An 18,741-nucleotide genomic window follows, 5' to 3' on the forward strand; every position below is an offset into this window, starting at 1 on the left:
ACATGTCTGCTGCCAAATCTATCGATATCAAGAAAAGTGTGGTCGATACGGTCCTCGCCGGGCTGATTTCGCTGATCGTGTTCGGCCCGATCGTCGGCGTGGTGCTCGACGGCTACAGCTTCAACCTGGAACCGGCGCGCGTGGCCACGTTGGTCGCCATCGTGATGGCCGGGCGCTTTGCCCTCAGCCTGTTCCTGCAAACCCCCAAGGGCGTGAAGATCCTGCAGGGTTTCGAAAGCAGCGGCTCCGGCGTGCACGTGCGGGCGCCGGACTACAAGTCGCGGCTGCGCTGGATCATTCCGGCGCTGATCGTGATCGCCATCGTGTTTCCGATCTTTGCCAACAAGTACCTGCTGACCGTGGTGATCCTCGGGCTGATCTACGTATTGCTCGGCCTGGGCCTGAACATCGTGGTGGGCCTGGCCGGTCTGCTCGACCTGGGTTATGTGGCGTTCTACGCCATCGGCGCCTACGGCCTGGCGCTGGGTTACCAATACCTCGGCCTGGGTTTCTGGACGGTGCTGCCGCTGGCCGCCATCGCGGCGGCGTTGGCGGGATGCATACTCGGCTTTCCGGTATTGCGAATGCATGGTGACTACCTGGCCATCGTGACCCTGGGCTTCGGTGAAATCATTCGCCTGGTGCTCAACAACTGGCTGTCGTTCACCGGTGGCCCGAACGGCATGCCGGTGCCTTCGCCGACCTTCCTCGGCCTGGAGTTCGGCAAGCGAGCCAAGGACGGCGGCATCCCCTTCCACGAGTTCTTCGGCATCGATTACAACCCCAATATCAAGTTCATGTTCATCTACATCGTGCTGTTCCTGGTGGTGCTGGCCGTGCTGTACATCAAGCATCGCCTGACCCGCATGCCGGTCGGGCGTGCCTGGGAAGCCCTGCGCGAAGATGAAATCGCCTGTCGCTCCATGGGCCTGAACCACGTACTGGTCAAGCTCTCGGCGTTCACCATCGGCGCCTCCACGGCCGGTTTGGCCGGGGTGTTCTTTGCCAGCTACCAGGGCTTCGTCAACCCGTCGTCGTTTACTTTCTTCGAGTCGGCGTTGATCCTGGCCATCGTGGTCCTGGGCGGCATGGGCTCGACGGTCGGTGTGGTGATCGCGGCGTTCGTGTTGACCGTTGCCCCGGAACTGCTGCGCAGCTTCTCTGAATACCGCGTGCTGCTGTTTGGCGTGTTGATGGTGGTGATGATGATCTGGCGACCGCGCGGCTTGATCCGCATCAGCCGTACCGGTGTAACACCACGTAAAGGAGTGGCGCCATGAGCAAGGAAGTCGTCCTTTCCGTTGAACACCTGATGATGCACTTCGGTGGCATCAAGGCCTTGAGCGATGTGAGCCTCAAGGTGAAGCGCAACTCGATCTTTGCCCTGATCGGCCCCAACGGCGCCGGCAAGACCACCGTGTTCAACTGCCTCACCGGTTTCTACAAGGCCAGTGGCGGCAAGATCGAACTCAACGTGCGTGGCAAGCAGACCAATGTGATCCAGTTATTGGGTGAGCGCTTCCAGGCCACCGATTTCGTCTCGCCGAAAAGCTTCCTCAGCCGGGTGTACTACAAGATGTTCGGCGGCACCCACTTGGTGAACCGCGCGGGCCTGGCGCGGACCTTCCAGAACATTCGCCTGTTCAAGGAAATGTCGGTGCTGGAAAACCTGCTGGTGGCCCAGCACATGTGGGTCAACCGCAACATGCTCGCGGGTATTCTCAATACCAAGGGCTACCGCAAAGCTGAAAGCGATGCCCTCGACCATGCCTTCTACTGGCTGGAAGTGGTCGATCTGGTGGACTGCGCCAACCGCCTCGCCGGCGAGCTTTCCTACGGCCAGCAGCGCCGCCTGGAAATCGCCCGCGCGATGTGCACGCGGCCGCAGATCATCTGCCTGGATGAACCGGCGGCGGGCCTCAACCCTCAGGAAACCGAAGCCCTCAGCGCGATGATTCGCCTGCTGCGCGACGAACACGACCTCACAGTGGTGCTGATCGAACACGACATGGGCATGGTGATGAGTATTTCCGACCACATCGTGGTGCTGGACCACGGCAACGTGATCGCCGAAGGCGGGCCGGACGCGATCCGCAACGACCCGAAAGTGATCGCCGCCTACCTGGGCGCAGACGAAGAGGAACTCGTATGAACGGGCCTATCCTCGAAATGAAGGACCTGGACGTGTTCTACGGCCCGATCCAGGCCCTGAAAAAAGTCTCGCTGTACATCAACGAAGGCGAAACCGTGAGCCTGATCGGCTCCAATGGCGCGGGCAAATCCACGCTGCTGATGTCGATCTTCGGCCAGCCACGGGCCGAGTCGGGGCAGATTCTCTACAACGGCGTGGACATTACCCACAAGTCGTCCCACTACATCGCCTCCAACGGCATCGCTCAATCGCCGGAAGGGCGGCGGGTATTCCCCGACATGACCGTCGAGGAAAACCTGCTGATGGGCACCATCCCCATTGGCGACAAGTTCGCGCAGGAAGACATGCAGCGCATGTTCGAGCTGTTTCCACGGCTCAAGGAGCGGCGTAACCAGCGCGCGATGACCATGTCCGGTGGCGAGCAGCAAATGCTCGCCATCGCCCGCGCGCTGATGAGCCGGCCCAAGCTGTTGCTGCTCGATGAGCCCAGCCTGGGCCTGGCGCCGATCGTGGTGAAGCAGATCTTTTCCACCCTGCGCGAGCTGGCCTCCACCGGGATGACCATCTTCCTGGTGGAGCAGAACGCCAACCACGCCCTGCGCTTGTCGGACCGCGCCTATGTCATGGTCAACGGCGAGATTCGCCTGACCGGTACGGGCAAGGAACTGCTGGTGAATGAGGAAGTGCGCAACGCCTACCTGGGCGGTCACTGACTGCGCGGTACCCTGTGGGAGGGGGCTTGCTCCCGATAGCGGAGTGTCAGTTTCAGATGTGCTGACTGACAAAACGCTATCGGGAGCAAGCCCCCTCCCACATTGTTTTGTGTGATCCACAAGGCCTGCACCAAATTGTGGAAAACAAATTCAGCCCCCCTCCAAAGCGCGACATATAGCCGCCGCAAATCCCTGTTTTGTCACAGTTTTGACTTGTCCCCATCCGCTGTGGAACCGGCTGTGGGTAAGGTGGGAGTAGCTGGCTGAAAGCCTCTGAAACCGTGGCTTGCAGCGGTGTGGTTAGTATTTGACCAGCCACTTTTTCGGGACCCTTCGAGGGGTTTGTCAACCTGTTTAAAGACACAGGTATATGACCGTTGCGTGTCACTCCAGCCTGTGGATAAGTCTGTGACTAAACTCTGGAAAGACTGCCGCAGAGGCCGGATTGACTGGCCTGGAGCCATCGTCTAGATGTTCACCGGGGAAAACGCCTACATACGCCTCTGTCCAGGTCAAGCAAAAAACTTTCTAAAAGCTCCTGCAGGCCTTGTATAACGCGGCTCAAGGCGATTTGCACTTGCCCCCAAAGACTGTGGGCGCAGTTGTGGATAACCTGCGCGTATGTGGCTGCAGGCCTTGATCTGCATAGCTCTGCCAAACGTGGTTAAAAAATGATCAGGCGAGTATGAAGGTGCGCGCTTAGCGGTTGCCGCGAGGGCAGCGTAAGGGCATTCTGCTGGCAACTTTTCCCGTTGCCCGCAAGGAGACCACCATGTCCGACACGCTGTTTATTACTGGCGCCACTTCAGGTTTCGGTGAAGCCTGTGCCCGCCGTTTTGCCGAAGCTGGCTGGAAACTGGTGCTCACCGGTCGGCGTGCCGAGCGCTTGAATGCGCTGGTCGAAGAACTTTCCAAGCAAACCGAAGTGCATGGCCTGGTGGTGGACGTGCGTGATCGCAAAGGCATGGAAGACGCCATCGCCAATTTGCCGCCATCGTTCGCCACGTTGCGCGGGCTGATCAACAACGCCGGCCTGGCCGTGGGCACCGACCCTGCGCCCAAGTGCAACCTCGACGATTGGGAAACCATGGTCGACACCAATATCAAAGGGTTGCTGACCACCACCAACCTGCTGCTGCCGCGCCTGATCGCCCATGGCCGTGGTGCCGGGATCATCAACCTGGGTTCCATCGCCGGTAACTACCCTTACCCGGGCAGCCATGTGTATGGCGGGTCCAAGGCGTTCGTGAAGCAGTTCTCGCTGAACCTGCGCTGCGATCTGCAAGGCACCGGTGTGCGGGTGACCAACATCGAGCCGGGCTTGTGCGAGAGCGAATTTTCCCTGGTGCGTTTCGGTGGTGATCAGGCGCGTTATGACGCGACCTACGCGGGCGCCGAGCCGATCCAGCCGCAGGATATTGCCGACACGATCTTCTGGGTGCTGAATACGCCGGCGCACGTGAATATCAACCGCTTGGAGCTGATGCCGGTGAGCCAGACCTGGGCTGGGTTTGCGATTGAGCGCGGGGCCAAGTAAGGCTTAACACCGAGTCGCCTGCATCGGGGGCAAGCCCCCTCCCACATTGGATCGGGTTCACATAGCCAAGTGTGGGAGGGGGCTTGCCCCCGATGACGTCAAATCTGCCAAAAACAGGGCATAAGGTACACTCCACGCCTGAAGACCCTCCGCACTGTGCGGTTTAAAGGTTTTGACGGGAGGAAATGTGAGTAACCGAGGTGAGCAGGCACTGCTCAAACAATCGACCATCCTGATGTTCGCAGTTGCGATCGCCGGGATTGTCACGGGTGTGATATCCGGCGCCCAATCCATTCTGTTCGACGGCTTTTTCTCGCTGATCGCCACCGCCATCAAGGTGTTGATGCTGATCACGGCCAAGCTGATCGCCAAGAAAAGCAACGAGCGGTTCCAGTTCGGCTACTGGCACCTGGAGCCTATGGTGCTGTTGATCGAAGGCAGCTTTCTGCTGTTGATCGCCATCTATGCGTTTCTCAACGGCGTGTTCGGCATCATCAACGGCGGGCGCGAGATCGAGTTGGGGCTGGTGATCATTTATGCGGCGGTATTTACCGTGGTGGAGTTCGCCTACTTCTTCTATGTGCGCTACCGCAATCGCGCGCTGAAATCCTCGTTGATCCAGTTCGACAATATCAGTTGGCTGGTGGACGCAATGCTGTCGGTGGGCCTGTTGATCAGCTTTCTGGCGGCGCTGTTGCTCAAGTCCCAGGGGTATGGCGAGTGGGCGGTGTATGTCGACCCGCTGATCCTGATCCTGTTGGCCCTGAGCATGCTGGCGCCGGCCTTCAAGATCCTGCGCCCGGCGTTGCGTGAGGTGCTGGGGATTGCCCCGGATCATTTGGACGACACCGTGCGCGAAGTGATGGACGCGGCCAAGGCCAGGCATGGTTTCGATGACTACGTGTCCTATGTGCAAAAGCACGGGCGGGCGCGGTTCATCGAAATCCATGTGGTGTTGCCGGCGGATTACCCGGTGGATAACGTCGCGACCCTCGACCTGCTGCGCGAGGAGATATCCACAGGGCTAGGCACGCCGGATGCGGCGCGCTGGTTGACGATCAGTTTTACTGGGGATCGCAAGTGGATTGCGTGAAGTCAGTCAGACCGAGGTAAGGCTATCGGGAGCAAGCCCCCTCCCACACTTTGATTTGTGAATACATTCAAATGTGGGAGGGGGCTTGCTCCCGATGAGGCCTGAAGGTCAGCCCAAATGCTGAATCAGCCCCTGATAGCAAGTAGCCAAATGGTAAGGCGTGGTCGAGGGCATGTCCCGTCGGCTCACCGCACCCTGGGCATCCAGGCATTCATGCCAGCCCTTGTCGTGCAGGAAGTTGTTCTGCAGCGCCAGCAACTGGCGTTGCACCACCGTTTCGCTGCCGGGCCGCAAGGTCAACGCCCGCAGGTATTCAGCCTGCGCCCAGATACGTTGAGTAGCGTCGCGCACGCTGCCGTCCAGGGCAAGCATGCCGCTGACCGCACCGCTTAACCTATCCACACCCTTTTGCTCAGCATAGGCAAACGCTCGTGTCAGTGAGGCATGCAGCGCTGTACCGCGCAGCACCTCTGACGACTCGAGCAAAAAGAACCACTCGAACTGATGCCCTGGCTCGAACCAGTTATCCACAGCGCCCAGGGGTTTTTCCATCATCACGCCGTGCTGGCGGTCGATAAAGCGCTTTTGCAGGGCGCCGGCCAAGTCCAGCAATGCGTCACGCGTGAGGGAATCGTCACGCACCGCCAGTGTGGCGAGAAAGCCTTCGGCCAGGTGCATCAGCGGGTTCTGCAAGGGGCCCGACTTGAGGCTTGACCAGTTGCGCTCGAGCACCGCTTCGTAGAGGCCGTCGCCGCTGGCGAAGCGTTCGGCGACCACGGCAAGCGCGGCATTGAGCACCGATTCCACCAATGGTTCACGCACCTTGGCCCAGTAATGGGCGCAGGCAAAGATGATGAAGGCGTGGGTATAGAGGTCTTTGCGTTTATCCAGCGGCTGCCCGGCCGGGTCGATGCTGTAGAACCAGCCGCCGTGTTCGGCGTCGTGGAAGTGCCTTTGCAAGGAGCGGAACAGGGTGGCGGCGCGCTCCTCTGCAAAGGCTGCACCGGGTTCGCCGATCAGGCTGGCGAACAGGTACAACTGCCGGGCGCAGGCCATGGCGCGGTAGCGTTGTGGGGGTAACGGCTGGTGATCGGCGTCCAGTGCCTCGTACGGCAGCGCCAGGTCGGCATTCCAGCCCGGGCCCTGCCAGAGCGGCACGATCAGGTCGTGGAAGTGCGTGAGCACGGAATTCAAAAGAGGTTGGGGCATCGGCTGGCGTCGTCACGGCAGGGGTGTGGCGCGCATGGTATCAGGCTTGGGAACTGTGTTGTCTGTGGCACCGCTATCGGGAGCAAGCCCCCTCCCACATTTTAATTTGTGAATACATTCAAATGTGGGAGGGGGCTTGCCCCCGATGAGGCCCTCAGCAGCGCTGAAGATCAGCCCGCCAACAACCAGACCCCAGTCGCCGCCGACGCAGCCCCGGCCACCCGCACCAACGGTGCCGCCGCCGCTGGCAGCAAACGTACCACCGCATAGCCCGCCGCGTGCAACGCCGCAGTTGCGCCGACGAACCCCGCCGCATACGCCCAGGGGCTGGACATGTCCGGCAGCTCCAAACCATGGGCCACGCCGTGAAACAGCGCAAACAACGCCGTTGCCGCCACCGCCACGAACAACGGCGGCCGTACCGCCAGCGCCACCGCCAGGCCCAGCGCCAGCACCGAGGCGGCAATCCCGCTTTCCAGCGCCGGCAATTGCAGGCCTTCAAACCCCAGCATGCCGCCAATCAACATGGTGCCGACGAAGGCGCAAGGCAGGGCCCAGCGTGCATTGCCTTTTTGCTGCGCCGCCCACAGCCCGACCGCAACCATGGCCAGCAAGTGATCGAGACCGCCCAGGGGGTGGCTGATGCCGGCAACCAGGCCATTGTCGCCGTGACCCGGGTGAGCAAACGCGAGGGCGGGGGCCAGCAGCAACATGGCGGCGGCGAACAGTTTCTTGAGGTTCATACACACGCTCCGTAGGGGGATCAGGCAGCGGTCAGCAGGCCTTGGCGTTCGATAAAGGCGACGATTTCATCCAGGCCGACGCCGGTTTTCTGGTTGCTGAACACAAAGGGTTTGCCATTGCGCATGCGTTGGGTGTCGCTGTTCATCAACTCCAGCGAGGCACCCACCAGCGGCGCGAGGTCGATCTTGTTGATCACCAGCAGGTCGGATTTGCAAATACCGGGCCCGCCCTTGCGCGGGAGTTTGTCGCCGGCGGACACATCGATCACATAGATGGTCAGGTCTGACAGCTCGGGGCTGAACGTCGCCGACAGGTTGTCGCCGCCGGACTCCACCAGAATCAGGTCCAGGCCGGGAAAACGCCGGTTGAGTTGGTCCACCGCCTCCAGGTTGATCGAGGCATCTTCGCGGATAGCTGTGTGCGGGCAGCCACCGGTTTCCACGCCGATGATGCGCTCCGGCGCCAGGGCCTGGTTGCGCACCAGGAAATCGGCGTCTTCGCGGGTGTAGATGTCGTTGGTGACCACCGCCAGGTTGTAGCGCTCGCGCAGCGCCAGGCACAGGGCCAGGGTCAGGGCCGTCTTGCCGGAGCCTACCGGGCCGCCGATGCCGACGCGCAGGGGTTGTGTGTTCATGTCAGGTTCTCCAAAAACGGTCTCAGGAACGGAACAGGCGGCTGTACTGGCGTTCATGAGCCATGCACGCCAAAGACAGGCCAAAGGCGGCGCTGCCCAGATGATCGGGTTCGATGCGGTCGGCATGCTGCTGGGCCTGTTGCAGCAGCGGCAGCAGCTCGCTGGTCAGACGCTGCGCGGCTTGCTGGCCCAGGGGCAGGGTTTTCATCAGCACGGCCAGTTGATTTTCCAGCCAGCTCCATAGCCAGGCGGCGAGCGCGTCTTCGGGGCTGATTGCCCAGGCCCGCGCGGCCAGCGCCCAGCCGAGGGCGAGATGGGGTTCAGGGTGTTGGGCAAGAAAGTCGCGGGCGGCGGCGTCCAGTTCCGGCAAGCCATTGAGCAGTTGCTGCAGGGAGTAGCCCATCTGCCGGCTCTCCTGATACAGCTCGCGGGTTTCGCGGCTGGCACGGTGTTCTTCACACAGCTGCGCCAGGCGTGGCCACGCCTGTTCTGTGGCCGCGCCGCAATGGGCGAGCAGCAACGGCGCTTCGAAACGCGCGAGGTTGAGCAGCAATTGATCACTGATCCAGCGCCGCGCGCTGGCGGCATCGTTGACGCGGCCGTTGTCCACGGCCATTTCCAGGCCCTGGGAATAGCTGTAGCCACCAATCGGCAACTGCGGACTGGCCAGGCGCAACAGCGCCCAGGCTGGGTTCATAGACGCACGCCGAACTGATGCAGTTTGGGCGCGTAGTTGAACGCTTCATCGCCATGCCGCGAATGATGATGGCCACCGCCGTAGGCCCCGTGTTCAGGCTGGAAGGGCGCCTCGATGGTCTGCACGTCGGCGCCCAGCTGCTCAAGCATGGCCTTGAGCACGTAGTCATCGAGCAGGCGCAGCCAGCCATCGCCGACCTGCAGGGCCACATGCCGGTTGCCCAGGTGATAGGCGGCGCGGGTCAGTTCAAACGCGTTGCGGCAGGTGACATGCAGCAGTTGTTCAGGGCGCGCGCAGACACGTACGACGCGTCCGTCTTCAGCTTGTAGGAATTCGCCATCATGCAGCGGCGGTTGCCCGCGCTCCAGAAACAGGCCGACGTCTTCACCCTCGGCACTGAAACAGCGCAGGCGGCTTTTGCTGCGGGCTTCGAAGTTCAGCAGCAGTTCGGCGGCCCAGAGGGCTTGCGGGGCGATTCGGCGGTGGATCACCAGCATCAGAAAGCTTCCGGCTATGAGCGATAAGGGAGCTAGAGCAAGGGGCTTGCCAACCCGGCAGGCGCGTAGGAATTTCCTGTCAGCAGGGCGCGAGCGCCACAAGGCAGGGCACTCGCTGAGTGCATCTGTGTGGCAATTTGGTGCGCTTGAGCGGGCTTTAGCACCGTAAAAGGGCATTTTGCGTGGTGAACCTCCATGTGTTGCATGAAACTTCTTTCATCCAATTCTTCGTGGCGTTTTTAAGGATTTTTCCCACAAGGTCACGGGAATCGGCCTTCGTGGAGTTACACGGGGGTTGTTTAAGATTCGCGCCGTGTTTAATTCACTGCGATGTTCATCATGTTCAAGTCACTTATCTGTTCCGTCATTGTCAGCCTGTCGTGCCTTATCTCATCAGCCTCGGCCACTCTTCAACAGCCGCCCACCTTTGTTTCCAAGCCCGCATCGTCCTCGGTCGACGATGTGATCGACCGGGCCCATCAATTGCTCGGCACACCCTACAAGTGGGGCGGTACGTCTACCGAGCAAGGGTTCGATTGCAGCAGTTTCCTGGTCTATCTGTTCAAGACCGAAGCGAATATTCAGCTTCCGCGCACCACGGCTGCGATGCACCGTTCCACCGCCGCGACCATCAAGCGCACTGCGTTGAAGCCGGGCGACGCGGTCTTTTTCAAAGGCAACGGGCAGGGGCGGGTGAGTCACGTTGGGCTGTATATCGGCGAAGGCAAATTCATCCATTCACCGCGTACCGGCAAGAATGTGCGTATCGATTCGTTGAGCAATACCTATTGGAGCAAGAACTACACCACGGCCAAGCGCTTTCATACGGCCGGCTGAGGCATTACTCGGTACTGCCCAGGCCTTGCCAATGCTTGAGGCCGATAAAGATGAAGCGCAATTGCTGGGTGATCTTCGCCTGGGGCGTGAGATGGGCAGGCAACGCGTGGGCGGGTGGGTCGATGATATCGGGCAGGGTGGCGAACACACTTTTGACGATGAGGTCGGCCATTACGTGCAAACCTTCGGCATCCAGGTGTTGCAGCTTGGGCATCAGCGTGAGGTCGGCCGCCAGGTCGCGGGTGATGTCTTCGCGCAGGGCGCCGATGGCTTGGCGCACCGCCAGGCAACCGCCATATTGTTCGCGGGCCAGGAACAGGAATTGGGAACGGTTGGCCGAGACCACATCGAGAAAGATCCGCACGGACGCATCGATGATCCCGCCCATTACGAATTCGTTGTGACGCACCAGGCGAATCGTGGCGCGGAAGGTCTGGCCGACTTCACTGACCAATACGAGCCCAAGCTCGTCCATGTCGGCGAAATGGCGATAGAACCCGGTGGGTACGATACCCGCTGTCTTGGCCACTTCGCGCAGGCTCAGGCTGCCGAACCCACGGCCACACTCCATCAGATGGCGGGCAGCGTCCATCAAGGCGAGGCGGGTCTGTTGCTTCTGTTCGGCGCGGGGCAGCATGAGCGGATGGGCTTTGTCGGCGAGTACAGCGACGCACTCTAGCAAAACCGCTTTGCCGGCGTCGAACTTGGCGGGGGCGAGACGTGACGCGGTCTATATAAAAGCGAAAGCCCGATCGACAGACCGGGCTTTTTTATGGGCCACCATGGGCTTAGCTCTGTGCTTGATGCAGTTCTTCCAGACGGTCGGCACCGCCTTCAGCAAGACCTTGGGTGTAGGCGCGATCATTGGCTTGTTCAGCACCGCCTTCTACCAGACCTTTTTCTTGCAGGCGGTCGTTGCCACCTTCGGTCAGGCCTTCGGTGTAGGCGCGTTTGTTGGCCTGTTCCGAACCGTTTTCAGCGACAGCGCCTTTGGCGTAGTCACGGTTTTCGTCTTCTTGCGAACCGCTGCGCGCCAGGGTCTGGCTGGACTGCACGGCTTGGGCTTTGTTCTGTGGGGTGGCCTGTTCGGCGGCTGGCAGGGCAAAGGCACTGGTAGCCAGGATGGATAACAGGACGGTAGCGAGTACTTGGCGTTTCATGAGGGTTGCTCCTTGGGAGGGCGATAAAGTGGGTACAGGGCTAATGCTACTCTTGATAAGTCGATATAAAAGTTCATAAAGACAATGGTAATAATCAACAGAATTGATTGTTCCCACGGGAGGCTCTAGAACGCGCCTCTCAAGCACGCGGTTTTGCACCGGGGTGGGTATTTTCGACACGAACCTGGGTAACAATGGTGCGTCGTTGATGATCAACCTTGTCGGATTGATCAGGAAAATCGGTTTTTTCGGCTAAATCGGCCGTTGCGTTAAACCCCCAGGCACTTTGCCAGTCGTAGTCCTATAAGCTGTGTCAAAGGCTGTTGCCCAGCCAGTCGTATTCAGGAGCCCTGTGCAATGACGCGCACTCGAAAAATTGTCGCTTGGAGCTGCGCCAGCTTCGTTCTGTTGATTGCCATCGCGGTATTGGTCCTGGTGTTCTTCGACTGGAACCGCATCAAGCCCCCCCTCAATGCCAAGGTCTCCGAAGAGTTGCACCGCCCGTTCGCCATCAATGGCAACTTGGCGGTGGTGTGGCAGCGTGAGCCCGACGAAGGCGGCTGGCGCGCATGGGTGCCGTGGCCCCATGTGATTGCCGAAGACCTGAGCCTGGGCAACCCCGACTGGTCCAAGCAGCCGCAGATGGTCACGCTGAAGAAAGTCGAGTTGCGTATTTCGCCATTGGCCTTGCTGGCACAACGTGTGGTGATCCCGCGTATCGACCTCACCGAACCGAGCGCCGACCTGCAGCGCCTGGCGGACGGCCGGGCCAACTGGACCTTCAAGTTCGACCCCAAGGACCCCGACGCCGAGCCTTCCAGCTGGGTGGTGGACATCGGCGCCATCGGCTTCGACAAGGGCCACGTCACCCTCGACGACCAGACCCTCAAGACCCGCCTCGATGTGATCATCGACCCGCTGGGCAAACCGATTCCCTTCGGTGAAATCGTCGGTGACGCCGATGCCAAAAAGGTCTTGGAGAAAGGCTCGGCGCCGCAGGACTATGCGTTCGGCCTCAAGGTCAAAGGCCAATACCATGGCCAGGCGCTCGCCGGCACCGGCAAGATCGGCGGGTTGCTCGCCTTGCAGGACGCGGCCAAGCCGTTCCCGCTGCAGGCCCAGGTCAAGATAGCCGACACCAGCATCGCCCTGGCCGGCACCCTGACCGACCCGCTCAACCTCGGTGCCCTCGACCTGCGCCTGAAGCTGTCGGGCAGCAGCCTCGGCAACCTCTACCCGTTGACCGGCGTGACATTGCCCGATTCGCCGGCGTATTCAACCGACGGCCATTTGATCGCCAAGCTGCACGAAGGCAGCGGCGCTTCATTTCGTTATGAAAACTTCAACGGCAAGATCGGCAACAGCGACATCCACGGCAACCTGGCCTACGTTGCGAGCCAGCCACGGCCCAAGCTCAGCGGCGCACTGGTGTCCAACCAGCTGCTGATGGATGACCTGGCACCCTTGATCGGTGCCGACTCCAACGCCAAGCAAAAAGCCCGTGGCGGCGAAAGCAAACAACCGGCGACCAAAGTCTTACCGGTTGAAGAATTCCGCACCGAGCGCTGGCGCGAGATGGATGCCGATGTGGAATTCACCGGCAAACGCATTGTGCACAGCGCCGACCTGCCTTTCACCGACCTCTATACGCACCTGGTGCTCAATGATGGTGAGCTGAGCCTCGAGCCCCTGCGCTTCGGCGTGGCCGGCGGCAAGCTCGATGCGCAGATCCGCTTGAACGGGCGCACCACGCCGATGGAGGGCCGCGCGAAACTCACGGCGCGTAACTTCAAGCTCAAACAGCTGTTCCCGACCTTTGAACCGATGAAAACCAGCTTTGGTGAACTCAACGGCGACGCCGATATTGCCGGGCGCGGCAACTCCGTGGCAGCACTGCTGGGCACGGCCAACGGTGACTTGAAGATGCTGATCAACGACGGCGCCATCAGCCGTGGCCTGATGGAAATCGCTGGCCTTAACGTGGGCAACTACGTGGTGGGGCGCCTGTTTGGCGACAAGGAAGTGAAGATCAACTGCGCGGCGGCGGACTTCGGCATCAAGACCGGTTTGGCGACGACACGCTTGTTTGTGTTCGATACCGAGAACGCGATCATCTACGTCGATGGCACAGCGAATATGGCGACCGAGCAGTTGGACCTGACCATTACGCCGGAGTCCAAGGGCTTTCGTCTGTTCTCCCTGCGCTCGCCGTTATATGTGAACGGGCCGTTCATCAAGCCCAATGCCGGGGTGAAAGCCATCCCCCTGGCGCTGCGCGGCGCGGGCATGGTCGCCCTGGGTGTGATCGCCGGCCCGGCTGCCGGGTTGCTTGCACTGGTCGCCCCAAGTGGCGGCGAGCCGAATGCGTGCGCACCGTTGCTGCAACAGATGCGAGAAGGCAAGGCGCCGAAAACCGTGAAGTAATAACGAAATGTGGGAGGGGGCTTGCTCCCGATAGCGGTGTATCAGCCAATCAATCTTTGACTGAAACAATGCTATCGGGAGCAAGCCCCCTCCCACAGTGGTATTGCGGTGTTACGGGTTACAGACCCTGCAGAATATCCGCCATGTCATCGGCGTGTTCTTCTTCCTGGGCCAGGATCTCTTCGAAGATGCGACGGGTAGTCGGGTCTTTATCGCCGATGTACTGAATGATCTCGCGGTAGCTGTCCACCGCGATGCGCTCGGCCACCAGGTCTTCGTAGACCATTTCCTTCAGCGAATTGCCCGCCACGTATTGGGCGTGGGAATTCTTCGACAACAGGTCGGGGTTGAACTCCGGCTCGCCGCCCAGTTGCACGATGCGTTCGGCGAGTTTGTCGGCGTGTTCGGCTTCCTGGGTGGCGTGCTCCAGGAACTCGTCGGCGGCGACGCTGGCTTTCAGGCCGCTGGCCATGAAGTAATGACGCTTGTAGCGCAACACGCAGACCAGCTCTGTGGCCAGCGCTTCGTTGAGCAGGCGGATGATTTCTTCGCGGTCGGCACCATAGCCTTCGGTCACGGCACCGTTTTCGACGTTCTGGCGGGCGCGGCTGCGCAGGGTCGCAACGTCAGTCAAGTGTGCTTCAGTCATCTCAATCTCCTGGGGCTAATCCGGTTTTACGCCACGCTCTGCCGGCGTGATCGCTCCAGGTTGTGAGTCGCGGAAAGGGCGAAAAGTTTTATCGGATTTACCGGATGTGTCATGAGCACTCCATGTACTGGCATCGCGGCGACTGGAATATCCATGGCCGGTGAAGTTGTAACGAGTTTTGACTACACTGCGCTGTAGGCCGCGCCCTTCGGCACGGTAACCGGGAGAAAACTCCATGAAGATGCTGCGTATTCCGTTGATCATGATGAGCCTGCTGCTGTGTTCCCAAGGTTTTGCCGCCACCGCCCAGCAAAACAAAATGACCACCTGCAATGCCGAAGCCTCTACCAAGACCCTCAAGGGCGACGAGCGCAAGGCCTTCATGAAGACCTGCCTGTCGGCCCCGGCGGCCAATGACGCTAAGACCCTGACCCCGCAGCAGCAGAAGATGAAGGATTGCAACGCGTCGGCGAAAACCAAGGCGTTGGCCGGTGATGCGCGCAAGACCTTCATGAGTACCTGCCTGAAGAATTGATAGCCCCAGGCCATAGAAGGCTGCGACACTCGTACACAGCCCCCCTGTAGGAGCGAGCTTGCTCGCGAAGAACTCAATTACCCCCGCGTTTATTCAGAATAAACGCGTTATCGTTGGCGACCTTCGCGAGCAAGCTCGCTCCTGCACATCCTTTAACGCCGTTCGTTTTGAGGCTGTATGCCAACGTTTTCTCAGCGTCATGTGTTGTTGCTGTCCAGCTACATCATCATTTTCGGCGGGTTGCTGCTGGTGCTGCCGCTGAAACTGCTGCCCAGCCTGCTGGCTGGCCTGTTGGTCTATGAACTGGTCAACATGCTTACGCCCCAACTGCAGCGGCTGATCGAAGGGCGGCGTGCGCGCTGGCTGGCGGTGGCCTTGCTGGGTACCTTGATCGTCAGCGTGCTCACGCTGATCTTCGCCGGCGCGATCAGCTTCCTGCTGCACGAAGCGGAAAACCCCGGCGCCTCGCTGGATAAATTCATGCACGTGGTCGACCGCGCACGCGGCCAGTTACCGCCGTCCATCGATGCCTATCTGCCCGCCAGCGCCGCCGAATTCCGCGTGGCCATCGGCGACTGGCTGAGCAAACACCTGAGCGAACTGCAACTGGTCGGCAAAGACGCGGCCCACATGTTCGTCACCTTGCTGATCGGCATGGTGCTCGGCGCGATCATCGCCCTGCAGCGCGTGCCCGACCTGACCAAGCGCAAACCCCTGGCCGCCGCGTTGTTCGACCGCCTGCACCTGTTGGTCCAGGCGTTTCGCAACATCGTCTTCGCCCAGATCAAGATCGCCGCGCTCAACACCGCCTTCACCGCCGTGTTCCTCGCCGTGGTGCTGCCGCTGTGCGGCATTCACCTGCCCCTGACCAAAACCCTGATCGTGCTGACCTTCCTGCTCGGCCTGCTGCCGGTGATCGGCAACCTGATGTCCAACACCCTGATCACCATCGTCGCGTTGTCGCTGTCGATTTGGGTCGCCGTGGCGGCGCTGGGGTATTTGATCGTGATTCACAAGGTCGAGTACTTCCTCAACGCGCGCATCGTCGGCGGGCAGATCAGTGCCAAGTCGTGGGAGTTGCTGCTGGCGATGTTAGTGTTTGAAGCGGCATTTGGGTTGCCGGGGGTGGTGGCGGGGCCGATTTATTATGCGTATTTGAAGAGTGAGCTGAAGCTGGGTGGGATGGTTTAGGTTTTGTGTTGCCTGGGCTGACGCCATCGGGAGCAAGCCCCCTCCACATTTTGACCGTGTTCACAAATCAAAGGTGGGAGGGGGCTTGCTCCCGATGGGGGCGCCGCAGATTCAAGTTACAACTCAGTTGCCGTAACGTTTGCTGGCCTCAATCGCCAATCCACTGCCGATACTGCCAAAGATATTACCTTCCACATGCCGCGCATTCGGCAGCATCGCCGAGATGCTGTGGCGCAGTGCCGGGATCCCGCTGGAACCACCGGTGAAGAACACCGTGTCCACCTGGGCCACATCCACCGAGGCGTCGTTGAGCAGTTGGGTCACGCTGTTGCGCACGCGCTCGAGCAGGCCATCGATGGCCGATTCAAACAGGTTGCGGCTCAGTTCCACGCTCAAGCCAGGCTCAACCCGGTCCAGCAACACCAGGCGGCTGTCTTCATGGGTCAGCTGGATCTTGGTCTCTTCCACTTCCATCGCCAGCCAGTGCCCGGCACGCTGTTCGATCAGCTTGAACAGGCGGTCGATGCCGCCGGTGTCTTCGATGTCGTAGCGCATGCTGCTCAGGGCCAGCTGGGATTTCTGCGAGTACACCGAGTTGATGGTGTGCCAGGTAGCCAGGTTCATGTGGTGGCTGGTCGGCATATAGGCGCCGCTTTTCATGCGGCTGCCGTAGCCGAACAGCGGCATCATGCCTTGCAGGCTGAGCTGCTTGTCGAAGTCGGTACCGCCGATGTGTACGCCACCGGTGGCGAGGATGTCGCTCTGGCGGTTGTCGTTATGACGACGGTCCGGTGACAGGCGCACCAGGGAGAAGTCGGAGGTACCGCCGCCGATGTCGACGATCAGCACCAGCTCTTCTTTTTCGATGGTCGACTCATAGTCGAACGCGGCGGCAATCGGTTCGTACTGGAACGAGATGTCCTTGAAGCCGATCTTGCGGGCCACGTCGACCAGGGTGTTTTCCGCTTCCTGGTCGGCCATCGGGTCGTCATCGACGAAAAACACCGGGCGCCCCAGCACCACTTCTTCGAACTCGCGGCCGGCGGTGGCTTCGGCGCGGCTCTTGAGCTGGCCGATGAACAGCGCCAGCAGGTCGGTGAACGGCATCGCCGTGCCCAATACGCTGGTGTCGTGCTTGATCAGCTTGGAACCCAGCAGGCTCTTGAGCGAGCGCATCAAGCGGCCTTCGTAGTTCTCCAGGTATTCGTGCAGCGCCAGGCGACCGTATACCGGGCGGCGCTCCTCGAAGTTGAAGAACACCACCGACGGCAGGGTGATCTTGTCGTCCTCCAGCGCGATAAGCGTCTCCTCGCCGGGGCGGATCCAGCCGACGGTGGAGTTGGACGTGCCGAAGTCGATGCCGCAGGCACGGGCTGGGGATGGGTTTTTCATGTCGATCGGGTTCCGGTTGCAAAACGGCCGCGCAGTGTATGCCAGTCGACGCCGGATGCGTAGGCCGACCATCCGTTAAATAGCGCTTGAAAGCGCGTGATTCGCCCCCACATCTGGTGCATACGGCAAGTGCCTGTAAAACTCCGACGCACCCCAGGCCGCAAGACTCAACACGTGCAAACCAGCGCACCTTGTGTCCGGGCTGTGCGATCTCGTTTAAGGATGGTGAACCACCGATGGATTTCAAAGACTACTACAAGATTCTGGGTGTCGAGCCGAGCGCCGACGACAAGGAAATCAAAGCCGCCTATCGCAAGCTCGCGCGCAAATATCACCCGGACGTCAGCAAGGAAAAAGACGCCGAAGCCAAGTTCAAGGACGCGTCCGAAGCCTATGAAGCCCTCAAGAGCGCCGACAAGCGTGCCGAGTACGACGAGCTGCGCAAATATGGCCAGCACGGTCAGCCGTTCCAGGGGCCACCTGGCTGGCAGAGCCGTGGCGGTTTTGGCGGTGGCGCGGGCACTGAGGATTTCTCGGACTTCTTCAGCTCGATCTTCGGCTCGCGCAGTGACGGGTTCGGCGGCGGCCAGCGCCGCCCTGCCGGGCGCAAGGGCCAGGACGTGGAGATGCAGCTGTCGGTGTCCCTTGAGGAGACGCTGTCCACCGAGTCCAAGCAGATCAGCTTCCAGGTGCCTCAGTACGATGCTTCGGGCCGGCACGTGAGCAATACGGTCAAGAGCCTGAACGTGAAGATCCCGGCCGGTGTGGCCGACGGTGAACGCATCCGCCTCAAGGCCCAGGGCGCGCCCGGTATTGGCGGCGGTGCCAACGGTGATCTGTACCTGATCATCAAGTTCGCGCCGCATGCCAAGTTTGAAGTGGATGGCGAAAACCTGGTGATCAACCTGCCGCTGGCGCCGTGGGAATTGGCGCTGGGCACGGAAGTCCCGGTGCCTACGCTGACCGGCAAGATCAACCTCAAGGTGCCCGCCGGCAGCCAGAACGGCCAGCGCATGCGCGCCAAGGGCCATGGGCTACTGAACAAGGCTGGCCAGCGAGGTTTCCTGTTCGTGCAGCTCAAGGCGGTGATGCCGCCGGCAGGTAGCGACGAGGTGAAAGCGTTGTGGCAGGAGCTGGCCAAGAAAGCCAACTTCAATCCGCGCGAGAACTTCTAAGCGGCCTTACTGTAGGAGCGAGCTTGCTCGCGAAGAACGTCAACGATAACGCGTACAACCTGAATAAACGCGGCGTCCTTGAGTGTTTCGCGAGCAAGCTCG

Annotated in this window: 19 protein-coding genes; 10 read left to right on the forward strand and 9 right to left on the reverse strand. The window is 60.6% G+C overall.

Going from position 1 to position 18,741, the window contains the following annotated elements:
* Window positions 1-2 precede the first annotated feature (2 nt).
* The 5 genes from livM (at window position 3) to C4J93_RS02855 (ending at window position 5,495) form a co-directional block, all read left to right on the forward strand.
* A complete protein-coding gene (livM, locus tag C4J93_RS02830; RefSeq protein WP_124361047.1) occupies window positions 3-1,280 on the forward strand; it encodes a high-affinity branched-chain amino acid ABC transporter permease LivM in 1,278 nt (425 codons plus the stop codon).
* Complete coding sequence (locus tag C4J93_RS02835) at window positions 1,277-2,152, forward strand: ABC transporter ATP-binding protein (RefSeq protein ID WP_124384883.1); 876 nt, start codon at window positions 1,277-1,279, stop codon at window positions 2,150-2,152. The genes livM and C4J93_RS02835 overlap by 4 nt, the downstream gene beginning before the upstream one ends.
* Window positions 2,149-2,865 (forward strand): ABC transporter ATP-binding protein, encoded by a 717-nt coding sequence (locus C4J93_RS02840; RefSeq protein WP_124361049.1) that lies wholly within the window; start codon window positions 2,149-2,151, stop codon window positions 2,863-2,865. Before C4J93_RS02835 ends, C4J93_RS02840 begins: the two co-directional genes overlap by 4 nt.
* 772 nt (window positions 2,866-3,637) lie before the next feature.
* Complete coding sequence (locus C4J93_RS02850) at window positions 3,638-4,402, forward strand: SDR family oxidoreductase (RefSeq protein WP_124361050.1); 765 nt, start codon at window positions 3,638-3,640, stop codon at window positions 4,400-4,402.
* 187 nt (window positions 4,403-4,589) lie between these two features.
* Window positions 4,590-5,495 (forward strand): cation diffusion facilitator family transporter, encoded by a 906-nt coding sequence (locus C4J93_RS02855; RefSeq protein ID WP_124428534.1) that lies wholly within the window; start codon window positions 4,590-4,592, stop codon window positions 5,493-5,495.
* A gap of 108 nt (window positions 5,496-5,603) precedes the next feature.
* Here C4J93_RS02855 and C4J93_RS02860 read toward each other — a convergent pair whose 3' ends face one another.
* The 5 genes from C4J93_RS02860 to ureE form a co-directional block, all read right to left on the reverse strand.
* Window positions 5,604-6,704 (reverse strand): AGE family epimerase/isomerase, encoded by a 1,101-nt coding sequence (locus tag C4J93_RS02860; RefSeq protein WP_124428535.1) that lies wholly within the window; start codon window positions 6,702-6,704, stop codon window positions 5,604-5,606.
* Window positions 6,705-6,874: 170 nt separating this feature from the next.
* Window positions 6,875-7,447, reverse strand: a complete 573-nt coding sequence (locus tag C4J93_RS02865) for a HupE/UreJ family protein (protein WP_124428536.1) — start codon at window positions 7,445-7,447, stop codon at window positions 6,875-6,877.
* 20 nt (window positions 7,448-7,467) lie between these two features.
* Window positions 7,468-8,082 carry an urease accessory protein UreG gene (ureG, locus tag C4J93_RS02870; protein ID WP_057724209.1) on the reverse strand — a complete coding sequence of 205 codons (615 nt, stop codon included), beginning with the start codon at window positions 8,080-8,082 and terminating at the stop codon, window positions 7,468-7,470.
* A gap of 22 nt (window positions 8,083-8,104) precedes the next feature.
* Entirely contained in the window at window positions 8,105-8,779 is a 675-nt protein-coding gene (locus tag C4J93_RS02875) for an urease accessory protein UreF (protein ID WP_124428537.1), read from the reverse strand.
* Window positions 8,776-9,276, reverse strand: a complete 501-nt coding sequence (gene ureE, locus C4J93_RS02880; RefSeq protein ID WP_124428538.1) for an urease accessory protein UreE — start codon at window positions 9,274-9,276, stop codon at window positions 8,776-8,778. The genes C4J93_RS02875 and ureE overlap by 4 nt, the downstream gene beginning before the upstream one ends.
* Before the next feature lie 339 nt (window positions 9,277-9,615).
* Here ureE and C4J93_RS02885 point away from each other — a divergent pair, with 339 nt between their 5' ends.
* A complete protein-coding gene (locus C4J93_RS02885; protein ID WP_124361056.1) occupies window positions 9,616-10,113 on the forward strand; it encodes a C40 family peptidase in 498 nt (165 codons plus the stop codon).
* Between the two features lie 4 nt (window positions 10,114-10,117).
* Here C4J93_RS02885 and C4J93_RS02890 read toward each other — a convergent pair whose 3' ends face one another.
* Window positions 10,118-10,750, reverse strand: coding sequence for a TetR family transcriptional regulator (locus C4J93_RS02890; RefSeq protein WP_057702615.1), 633 nt, complete (start codon window positions 10,748-10,750; stop codon window positions 10,118-10,120).
* A gap of 151 nt (window positions 10,751-10,901) precedes the next feature.
* The gene (locus C4J93_RS02895) at window positions 10,902-11,273 is read right to left on the reverse strand and encodes a hypothetical protein (protein ID WP_124428539.1); all 372 of its coding nucleotides are present in this window, start codon (window positions 11,271-11,273) and stop codon (window positions 10,902-10,904) included.
* A gap of 357 nt (window positions 11,274-11,630) precedes the next feature.
* On the opposite strand from C4J93_RS02895, the gene C4J93_RS02900 reads away from it, so the two are divergent.
* Window positions 11,631-13,697: an AsmA family protein gene (locus tag C4J93_RS02900; protein WP_124428540.1), complete on the forward strand. Its 2,067-nt coding sequence runs from the start codon at window positions 11,631-11,633 to the stop codon at window positions 13,695-13,697.
* Window positions 13,698-13,815: 118 nt separating this feature from the next.
* On the opposite strand, the gene C4J93_RS02905 is transcribed toward C4J93_RS02900, so the two are convergent.
* On the reverse strand, window positions 13,816-14,346 hold the full coding sequence (locus tag C4J93_RS02905) for a bacterioferritin (protein ID WP_124402921.1): 531 nt from the start codon (window positions 14,344-14,346) through the stop codon (window positions 13,816-13,818).
* A 235-nt stretch (window positions 14,347-14,581) separates the two neighbouring features.
* Here C4J93_RS02905 and C4J93_RS02910 point away from each other — a divergent pair, with 235 nt between their 5' ends.
* Window positions 14,582-14,881 carry a PsiF family protein gene (locus tag C4J93_RS02910; RefSeq protein ID WP_124361061.1) on the forward strand — a complete coding sequence of 100 codons (300 nt, stop codon included), beginning with the start codon at window positions 14,582-14,584 and terminating at the stop codon, window positions 14,879-14,881.
* Window positions 14,882-15,058: 177 nt separating this feature from the next.
* Entirely contained in the window at window positions 15,059-16,072 is a 1,014-nt protein-coding gene (locus C4J93_RS02915) for an AI-2E family transporter (protein WP_124361062.1), read from the forward strand.
* A 123-nt stretch (window positions 16,073-16,195) separates the two neighbouring features.
* Here C4J93_RS02915 and C4J93_RS02920 read toward each other — a convergent pair whose 3' ends face one another.
* Window positions 16,196-17,464, reverse strand: coding sequence for an Hsp70 family protein (locus tag C4J93_RS02920; RefSeq protein WP_124365657.1), 1,269 nt, complete (start codon window positions 17,462-17,464; stop codon window positions 16,196-16,198).
* Between the two features lie 236 nt (window positions 17,465-17,700).
* Between C4J93_RS02920 and C4J93_RS02925 the strand changes: the two genes are divergently transcribed.
* On the forward strand, window positions 17,701-18,639 hold the full coding sequence (locus tag C4J93_RS02925) for a DnaJ C-terminal domain-containing protein (protein WP_124428541.1): 939 nt from the start codon (window positions 17,701-17,703) through the stop codon (window positions 18,637-18,639).
* Window positions 18,640-18,741 lie beyond the last annotated feature (102 nt).

This window comes from Pseudomonas sp. R2-37-08W, from assembly GCF_003851705.1.
Taxonomy (GTDB): domain Bacteria; phylum Pseudomonadota; class Gammaproteobacteria; order Pseudomonadales; family Pseudomonadaceae; genus Aquipseudomonas.

Bases quoted from the DNA above. Each gene is read 5' to 3' on its own strand.
- livM (WP_124361047.1), top strand. From the start codon at position 3: ATGTCTGCTGCCAAATCTATCGATATCAAGAAAAGTGTGGTCGATACG.
- C4J93_RS02835 (WP_124384883.1), top strand. From the start codon at position 1,277: ATGAGCAAGGAAGTCGTCCTTTCCGTTGAACACCTGATGATGCACTTC.
- C4J93_RS02840 (WP_124361049.1), top strand. From the start codon at position 2,149: ATGAACGGGCCTATCCTCGAAATGAAGGACCTGGACGTGTTCTACGGC.
- C4J93_RS02850 (WP_124361050.1), top strand. From the start codon at position 3,638: ATGTCCGACACGCTGTTTATTACTGGCGCCACTTCAGGTTTCGGTGAA.
- C4J93_RS02860 (WP_124428535.1), bottom strand. From the start codon at position 6,704: ATGCCCCAACCTCTTTTGAATTCCGTGCTCACGCACTTCCACGACCTG.
- C4J93_RS02865 (WP_124428536.1), bottom strand. From the start codon at position 7,447: ATGAACCTCAAGAAACTGTTCGCCGCCGCCATGTTGCTGCTGGCCCCC.
- ureG (WP_057724209.1), bottom strand. From the start codon at position 8,082: ATGAACACACAACCCCTGCGCGTCGGCATCGGCGGCCCGGTAGGCTCC.
- C4J93_RS02875 (WP_124428537.1), bottom strand. From the start codon at position 8,779: ATGAACCCAGCCTGGGCGCTGTTGCGCCTGGCCAGTCCGCAGTTGCCG.
- ureE (WP_124428538.1), bottom strand. From the start codon at position 9,276: ATGCTGGTGATCCACCGCCGAATCGCCCCGCAAGCCCTCTGGGCCGCC.
- C4J93_RS02885 (WP_124361056.1), top strand. From the start codon at position 9,616: ATGTTCAAGTCACTTATCTGTTCCGTCATTGTCAGCCTGTCGTGCCTT.
- C4J93_RS02890 (WP_057702615.1), bottom strand. From the start codon at position 10,750: ATGCTGCCCCGCGCCGAACAGAAGCAACAGACCCGCCTCGCCTTGATG.
- C4J93_RS02895 (WP_124428539.1), bottom strand. From the start codon at position 11,273: ATGAAACGCCAAGTACTCGCTACCGTCCTGTTATCCATCCTGGCTACC.
- C4J93_RS02900 (WP_124428540.1), top strand. From the start codon at position 11,631: ATGACGCGCACTCGAAAAATTGTCGCTTGGAGCTGCGCCAGCTTCGTT.
- C4J93_RS02905 (WP_124402921.1), bottom strand. From the start codon at position 14,346: ATGACTGAAGCACACTTGACTGACGTTGCGACCCTGCGCAGCCGCGCC.
- C4J93_RS02910 (WP_124361061.1), top strand. From the start codon at position 14,582: ATGAAGATGCTGCGTATTCCGTTGATCATGATGAGCCTGCTGCTGTGT.
- C4J93_RS02915 (WP_124361062.1), top strand. From the start codon at position 15,059: ATGCCAACGTTTTCTCAGCGTCATGTGTTGTTGCTGTCCAGCTACATC.
- C4J93_RS02920 (WP_124365657.1), bottom strand. From the start codon at position 17,464: ATGAAAAACCCATCCCCAGCCCGTGCCTGCGGCATCGACTTCGGCACG.
- C4J93_RS02925 (WP_124428541.1), top strand. From the start codon at position 17,701: ATGGATTTCAAAGACTACTACAAGATTCTGGGTGTCGAGCCGAGCGCC.